The sequence below is a fragment of the Streptomyces glaucescens genome, from assembly GCF_002154375.1.
Classification (GTDB): Bacteria; Actinomycetota; Actinomycetes; order Streptomycetales; family Streptomycetaceae; genus Streptomyces; species Streptomyces glaucescens.
The window spans coordinates 1-6,334 of the sequence record NZ_MUND01000659.1; the positions used below are offsets into that span (position 1 = coordinate 1).

The 6,334-nt window shown below is 73.3% G+C and carries 8 protein-coding genes; 3 read left to right on the top strand and 5 right to left on the bottom strand.

Going from position 1 to position 6,334, the window contains the following annotated elements:
- Nucleotides 1–94 precede the first annotated feature (94 nt).
- Complete coding sequence (locus CCN42_RS34210) at nucleotides 95–1,066, bottom strand: anti-sigma factor family protein (RefSeq protein ID WP_086741313.1); 972 nt, start codon at nucleotides 1,064–1,066, stop codon at nucleotides 95–97.
- Nucleotides 1,063–1,761: an RNA polymerase sigma factor SigE gene (gene sigE / locus CCN42_RS34215; RefSeq protein WP_086171212.1), complete on the bottom strand. Its 699-nt coding sequence runs from the start codon at nucleotides 1,759–1,761 to the stop codon at nucleotides 1,063–1,065. The genes CCN42_RS34210 and sigE overlap by 4 nt, the downstream gene beginning before the upstream one ends.
- A gap of 235 nt (nucleotides 1,762–1,996) precedes the next feature.
- Between sigE and CCN42_RS34220 the strand changes: the two genes are divergently transcribed.
- On the top strand, nucleotides 1,997–2,713 hold the full coding sequence (locus CCN42_RS34220) for an O-methyltransferase (protein WP_086171211.1): 717 nt from the start codon (nucleotides 1,997–1,999) through the stop codon (nucleotides 2,711–2,713).
- A gap of 136 nt (nucleotides 2,714–2,849) precedes the next feature.
- Here the strand turns inward: CCN42_RS34220 and CCN42_RS34225 are convergent, their stop codons facing one another.
- On the bottom strand, nucleotides 2,850–3,017 hold the full coding sequence (locus tag CCN42_RS34225) for a DUF3117 domain-containing protein (RefSeq protein WP_003966491.1): 168 nt from the start codon (nucleotides 3,015–3,017) through the stop codon (nucleotides 2,850–2,852).
- Between the two features lie 368 nt (nucleotides 3,018–3,385).
- On the opposite strand from CCN42_RS34225, the gene chcB reads away from it, so the two are divergent.
- Nucleotides 3,386–4,189, top strand: a complete 804-nt coding sequence (gene chcB, locus CCN42_RS34230) for a 2-cyclohexenylcarbonyl CoA isomerase (RefSeq protein ID WP_086171210.1) — start codon at nucleotides 3,386–3,388, stop codon at nucleotides 4,187–4,189.
- Here chcB and CCN42_RS34235 read toward each other — a convergent pair.
- Together CCN42_RS34235 and CCN42_RS34240 are read right to left on the bottom strand one after the other, a co-directional pair.
- Nucleotides 4,170–4,871 carry a DNA-3-methyladenine glycosylase I gene (locus CCN42_RS34235; protein ID WP_086741314.1) on the bottom strand — a complete coding sequence of 234 codons (702 nt, stop codon included), beginning with the start codon at nucleotides 4,869–4,871 and terminating at the stop codon, nucleotides 4,170–4,172. The two genes, chcB and CCN42_RS34235, sit on opposite strands and share 20 nt — an antisense overlap.
- Nucleotides 4,872–4,906: 35 nt before the next feature.
- The gene (locus CCN42_RS34240; RefSeq protein WP_086741315.1) at nucleotides 4,907–5,263 is read right to left on the bottom strand and encodes a DivIVA domain-containing protein; all 357 of its coding nucleotides are present in this window, start codon (nucleotides 5,261–5,263) and stop codon (nucleotides 4,907–4,909) included.
- Nucleotides 5,264–5,418: 155 nt separating this feature from the next.
- Between CCN42_RS34240 and folP the strand changes: the two genes are divergently transcribed.
- Nucleotides 5,419–6,279, top strand: a complete 861-nt coding sequence (gene folP / locus CCN42_RS34245; protein ID WP_086171209.1) for a dihydropteroate synthase — start codon at nucleotides 5,419–5,421, stop codon at nucleotides 6,277–6,279.
- Nucleotides 6,280–6,334 lie beyond the last annotated feature (55 nt).

Consider the following 6,334-nt stretch of genomic DNA (forward strand, 5'->3'; position numbering starts at 1 on the left):
CGGGGCAGACGGGAGTTTGACCACACCCCCTAGGCCGAGGGTGCGGTCCTCCCCGGGATTCAACCAGGTTCAGGAGCCGATCGGCGAAGACCGGTCAGCGGGCGGGGTGGTGAGGGCCCGGGTCGGGGCCGGGAGAGGCGGCGAGCAGGCCGGGGTTGCCGGTCTGGGGTGCCATGGACCAGGCGGTCAGGCTGATCGGCGGGGTCGCGCCCAGCGGGCGTATCCACGGGGACATGGCCGCCGCACCGGCCACCACGGGTGTGGTGAGCGGATGCGCGGAGCCGTGCTGCTGTCCGGCGGCCGGGGCCGTCATTCCGGGCAGCAGCGGCGCCGACAGCTGCGTCGGGGCCGCCGGGGTCCCGCCCAGCATGCGTCCGCCCACGCCCTGTGCCAGCAGGGGGCCCACCGCGCGCCGTCGCTGGCTCTCCGGCACCGCGGCGGTGCCCGCGCCGGGTGAGCGCAGCGGCGTCACATTGCTGCCGGCGCCGCCCCGTACCTCCGGGTCGCCGGGGGCGACGGTGGTGACACCGCCCAGCGCGATCGCGGCCAGGGACACCGCTCCGGCCGCGACGAACGCGAACCGCCGCCCGCGGGAGGCCCGTTCGCCGTCGGACCGGGCGACGTCGTGGATGCGGAAGCCGCGCTGCGCGGCGACCGGCAGGACGGGGGTGTGCGGGCGGGCCGGGACGTAGTCGAACTCGAAACGCTCACCGCCCCGTCTCAGCCCGAAGACGCCACCGGCGCCGGGCCGCCCGGGGAAGCTGCCGACCGGTCCGCCCCCGCCGAGCGGCGGGTCGCCGCCGTCCGGGCCGCCTCCGCCGGGCAGCCCCTGGAGCCGGGCCAGGAAGCTCTCGGAGGGCGGCGGCGGGGCCGCTTCGGCGAACACGTTCTTCAGCCGGCGCTGCGCGTCGACCTCCGCCTTGCACTTCGGGCAGGTCGCCACGTGTGCCAGCACGCGCTCGCGCGCGTCATGACCGAGCTCTCCGTCGACGAGGGCGGCGAGCCGGTCTCCCAGGTGCTGCTCTGCGAGGTGTCCCTCTGCAGGTTGCGGCCGTGATCCACTCACGCGGACGCGCCCCCTCCTCCCAGAGCGGGGACACGGGCGAGGAAGGAGCGGCGTTCGGCGCGTGCCTCCGGCGAGCGGTGGGCGAGGGCCTTGCGCAGCTGGGAGCGGCCGCGGTGGATCCGGGAGCGGACGGTGCCGAGCTTGACGCCGAGGGTCGCGGCGATCTCCTCGTACGACAGTCCTTCGATGTCGCAGAGGACGACCGCGGCGCGGAACTCGGGCGCCAGGGTGTCGAGGGCCTGCTGGACGTCGGCGTCGAAGTGCGCGTCGTTGAGGACCTGCTGCGGGGACGGCTCGCGGCTGGGCAGGCGCTCGGCCGCGTCCTCGCCGAGGGCGTCGAAGCGGATGCGCTGCTTGCGGCGGACCATGTCGAGGAAGAGGTTGGTGGTGATGCGGTGCAGCCAGCCCTCGAAGGTGCCGGGGGTGTACGTCGACAGGGAGCGGAAGACCCGGACGAAGACTTCCTGGGTCAGGTCCTCGGCGTCGTGCTGGTTGCCGGTGAGGCGGTACGCCAGGCGGTAGACGCGGCCGCTGTGCGTGCTGACGATCTCCTCCCAGGTGGGCGGAGTCCACGCCTGCCCGTCCGCGTCGCTGGAGAAGGTCGCGGTCTGGGCATAGCCGTCGGCGTGGCTGTGGTCAGCGGTGTCGTTCACGGATTTCGGCCTGCCTGCCGACCCGAGGAAGCGCCGAAGCACTCCTCCCCGGTCCACAGGTGCGGCCGCACCTCCCCTGTCGGCTCTGGTGGTGTCCAGTGGAGCCCCTACCATAGCCACCTCGTCCGTTAGCTCCGGATAAGCGGTTTTACGAGAATTTGATCTGAGCTGCCACGGCTCATACGGCTGCGTCAGCACTTGCTCGGTGTCCCGCTCGTCGTCGTGATCCAACTGTGTCCCCCGCTGTCGTCTCCCACCCCTCTAAACGCCTGGTCCCATCTGCGGGTTCCCGACGCCAACGGATACAGTCACGCCGAGGCAACCGTGGGGACAGGAGAGGGTCATTACCGGCAACCGGCAGACGAGCTGGGCGTTCGCCGACGCCTATGTCGCCGAGGACGAAGCACTGCACTGGGCCCGCGACCGGGCACGTGAGGCAGGGCTGCGCCCGGTGGCGCCCGGTACGGGCGCCGCGCTGCGGATGCTGGCCGCCTCCGTGGACGCCAAGGCGGTCGCGGAGATCGGCACCGGCACCGGCGTCTCCGGGATCCATCTGCTGCACGGCATGCGCCCCGACGGCGTGCTGACCACCGTGGACACCGAGCCTGAGCACCAGCAGTTCGCCCGGCAGGCGTTCCGCGCCTCCGGGTTCGCCAGCAACCGGGCCCGGTTCATCCCGGGCCGGGCGCTGGAGGTGCTGCCCCGGCTCGCGGACGCCGGCTACGACCTGGTCTTCTGCGACGGTGACCGGCTCGAGGTGCTGGACTACCTCGACGAATCGTTGCGCCTGCTGCGGCCGGGCGGTCTGGTGGTCTTCGAGGGCGTCTTCGCCCACGGCCGCACGGTGGACTCGGGGCCGCAGCCGACCGAGGTGGTGCGGCTGCGCGAGCTGCTGCGCGCGGTGCGCGAGAGCCAGGAGCTGGTGCCGTCGCTGCTGCCGGTGGGCGACGGTCTCCTGTGCGCCGTCAAGCGCCCGGACGCCGGGCGTCCGTAGCGCCGGAAACCGCACGTCAGCGCCCCGGGCAACCGCACGTCAGGGCCGGCTGGCCGCAGGCCGGGCCCGGACACGGAGCCGCCCCGGCACCGTGCGGGTGCCGGGGCGGCCGAAAGGGTATGGTCGCTTGCGCGCGTCAGCCCACGACCTTCTTGAGGGCGTCGCCGAGCGCGTCGGCCTCGTCCGGGGTCAGCTCGACGACGAGCCGACCGCCGCCTTCGAGCGGAACGCGCATGACGATGCCCCGCCCCTCCTTGGTCACCTCGAGCGGGCCGTCACCCGTTCGCGGCTTCATGGCCGCCATGCTCGTTCCCCTTCCTGAAACCAGCTCATCGTCAAAGCCGACGGCCCACTGGGGGGCACGCGGTCCGTGAGCGGAACGCGCGACACCGGCATCGAACACATTGCTTCCAGGCCATTATCCCGCATCGCACGACCTGATGACCAACATCGGTCGGCATCGCTTGGGCAACGCGCGCGAGCAAAACCACTCAATTCGGCGATGTGACTGCGATACTGCGCGACCGCACGTCGCCGCGCCGAGCGAAAACCGCCCCGTTTTCTTTGACGCAGGTCACACGGACGTCACCGGCGATCTCCGCCATGCTGTCCTTCGTACACGGGACCCGACACAGGACCCGGACACAGGACCCGTACCGGAGGGGAAACGCCATGGCCGACACCGTGCTCTACGAGGTGACCGACGGGCTCGCGACGATCACGCTGAACCGCCCCGAGGCGATGAACGCGCTGAACATCGCGACCAAGGTCGCCCTCCGGGAGGCGGTGCAGTCCGCGGCGGCCGACGACGCCGTCCGGGCGGTGCTGCTGACCGCCGCCGGGGACCGGGCGTTCTGCGTGGGCCAGGACCTCAAGGAGCACATCGGGCTGCTGGCCGCCGACCGGGAGGCCGGCGAGGGGCAGACCATGAGCACCGTACGGGAGCACTACAACCCGATCGCGCGCGCACTGGTCGGCATGCGCAAGCCCGTGGTCGCGGGGGTGAACGGGGTCGCGGCCGGGGCCGGCTTCGGGTTCGCGCTCGCCGCCGACTACCGGGTGGTGGCGGACACCGCCGCGTTCAACACCTCCTTCGCCGGGGTCGCGCTCACCGCGGACTCCGGCATCTCCTGGACCCTGCCGCGGGTCGTGGGCCCCGGCCGCGCCGCCGACCTGCTGTTCTTCCCGCGCAGCGTGAAGGCGCAGGAGGCGTACGAGCTGGGCATCGCCAACCGGGTGGTGCCGGCCGCCGAGCTGCGCGCCGAGGCGGAGAAGGTGGCCCGCGAGCTGGCCGAGGGACCGACGGTGGCCTACGCGGCGCTGAAGGAGTCGGTGGCGTACGCGCTCACCCACACCTTCGACGAGGCGCTGGAGAAGGAGGACGAGCTCCAGGCGCGGGCCGGGGCCTCCGAGGACCACGCGATCGCGGTGCGGGCGTTCGTGAACAAGGAGAAGCCTAGGTACCTGGGCCGGTGAGCGCCCGGGGCGGGAGCGCCGTGGCGGGCCGCGGGGCTGGGCGTGGCTGGTCGCGCGGTTCCTCGTGCCCCTGGCGGGCGCTCCTGGCGACGCAGGTCTCCAGGTGATCGTCGACCAGGCCGCACGCCTGCATCAGCGCGTACGCCGTCGTGGGGCCGACGAAGCGCAGGCCGCGCTTCTTCAGCGCCTTGGACAGGGCCGTCGACTCCGGGGTGATCGCCGGGACGTCGGCGAGGACCTTCGGGACCGGCCGGCCGGCCGGGTCCGGGGCGTGGGACCAGATCAGCTCGTCCAGCTCGCCGGGGGCCCAGTCGGCCAGCACCCGCGCGTTGGCGAGCGTCGCGTCGATCTTGGCGCGGTTGCGGATGATGCCGGGGTCGGCGAGCAGGCGCTCGCGGTCGGCGTCGGTGAAGCCGGCGACCTCGGCGATCCGGAAGCCGGCGAAGGCGGTGCGGAAGCCCGGGCGGCGGCGCAGGATGGTGATCCAGGACAGCCCGGACTGGAAGGCCTCCAGGCAGAGGCGTTCGAAGAGCGCGTCGTCGCCGTGGACCGGGCGGCCCCACTCGTCGTCGTGGTAGGCGAGGTAGTCGGGGGCGGAGAGCGCCCAGGGGCAGCGGGGCGCGCCGTCCGGACCGGGCAGGGAGCCGTCCGGGACCGCCTGGGGGGCGTCCTCGCCGGTCACAGGGGTGGCCGGGCCGGTCAGGTGGGTGCCGTCGGTCACTGGTCGCCGTCCTCTCCCGGCTGCTCCGGTTTCTCCATGGAGACGCGGCCCGCGGCGGTGCGCGCGCCGGCCAGGGCGGACTCCAGGTCGGCGATCCGGGCGTCGCGCTCGGCGAGTTCGGCGGCGAGGCGGTTCAGGGCGTCGTCGACGTCGCTCATCCGGTAGCCGCGGGCGGCGAGGGGGAAGCGCAGGGCGTCGACGTCCGCGCGGGTGACCGGGCGGTCCGGCGGCAGCGGATCGTGCAGCCGTTCGGGCGCCGCCTCGGGCAGCGGTGCCTGCTCGCCGCCGCCCACCACGGCGAGGGTCACCGCGGCGACCACGACGGCGAGCGCGACGACCAGGAACAAGAACATCACCATCGCTGGGCCCCCACGGTCGGGTCGGTCGAGTCGGAAGAATCGAGTCGGACGTGTCAGGGTCCGATCGTGCCATGCGAGTCTGACAGTTAAGGTCGCAGGCGGCCGAAAGACCGACTGGTCGCACCACGTACGAGGAGAGGTCACAGGGGATGCTCAGGCTGGGCAGGCGGGAATTCGACCCGCACGAGCCGGTGATCATGGCGATCGTCAACCGGACCCCCGACTCCTTCTACGACCAGGGGGCGACGTTCCGCGACGAGCCCGCTCTCGCCCGGGTGGAGCAGGCGGTCGCCGAGGGCGCCGCGATCATCGACATCGGCGGGGTCAAGGCCGGCCCGGGCGAAGAGGTGACCGCCGAGGAGGAGGCGCGGCGCACGGTCGGGTTCGTGGCCGAGGTGCGGCGGCGCTTCCCGGACGTGGTGATCAGCGTGGACACCTGGCGGGCCGAGGTCGGCGAGGCCGTCTGCGAGGCGGGCGCGGATCTGCTGAACGACGCCTGGGGCGGGGTGGACCCCCGCCTCGCCGAGGTGGCGGCCCGCCACGGGGTGGGCCTGGTGTGCACCCACGCGGGCGGCGCGGAGCCGCGGACCCGGCCTCACCGGGTGACGTACGACGACGTCATGGCCGACATCCTGCGGGTGACCGTGGGGCTGGCCGAGCGGGCGGTGGCGCTGGGGGTGCCGAGGGAGTCGGTGCTGATCGACCCCGGGCACGACTTCGGCAAGAACACCCGGCACAGCCTGGAGGCGACCCGGCGGCTCGGCGAGATGGTGGAGACCGGGTGGCCGGTGCTGGTGTCGCTGTCCAACAAGGACTTCGTCGGGGAGACGCTGGACCGCCCGGTGAAGGAGCGGGTGATCGGCACGCTCGCGACGACCGCGGTGTCCGCCTGGCTGGGCGCGCAGGTGTACCGCGTCCACGAGGTCGCCGAGACCCGTCAGGTGCTCGACATGGTCGCCTCGATCGCCGGGCACCGGCCGCCGGCGGTGGCCCGCCGCGGCCTGGCGTGACACCAGGCCGGGCGGGGGCGGGAGCTAGGGGGGTGTCGTCACACTCCCGTCTGCC

Excerpts from the sequence above, each read along its gene's own strand:
- chcB (WP_086171210.1), top strand. The coding sequence starts at position 3,386 with ATGGCCGACACCGTGCTCTACGAGGTGACCGACGGGCTCGCGACGATC.
- folP (WP_086171209.1), top strand. The coding sequence starts at position 5,419 with ATGCTCAGGCTGGGCAGGCGGGAATTCGACCCGCACGAGCCGGTGATC.
- CCN42_RS34225 (WP_003966491.1), bottom strand. The coding sequence starts at position 3,017 with ATGGCGGCCATGAAGCCGCGAACGGGTGACGGCCCGCTCGAGGTGACC.
- CCN42_RS34240 (WP_086741315.1), bottom strand. The coding sequence starts at position 5,263 with ATGTTCTTGTTCCTGGTCGTCGCGCTCGCCGTCGTGGTCGCCGCGGTG.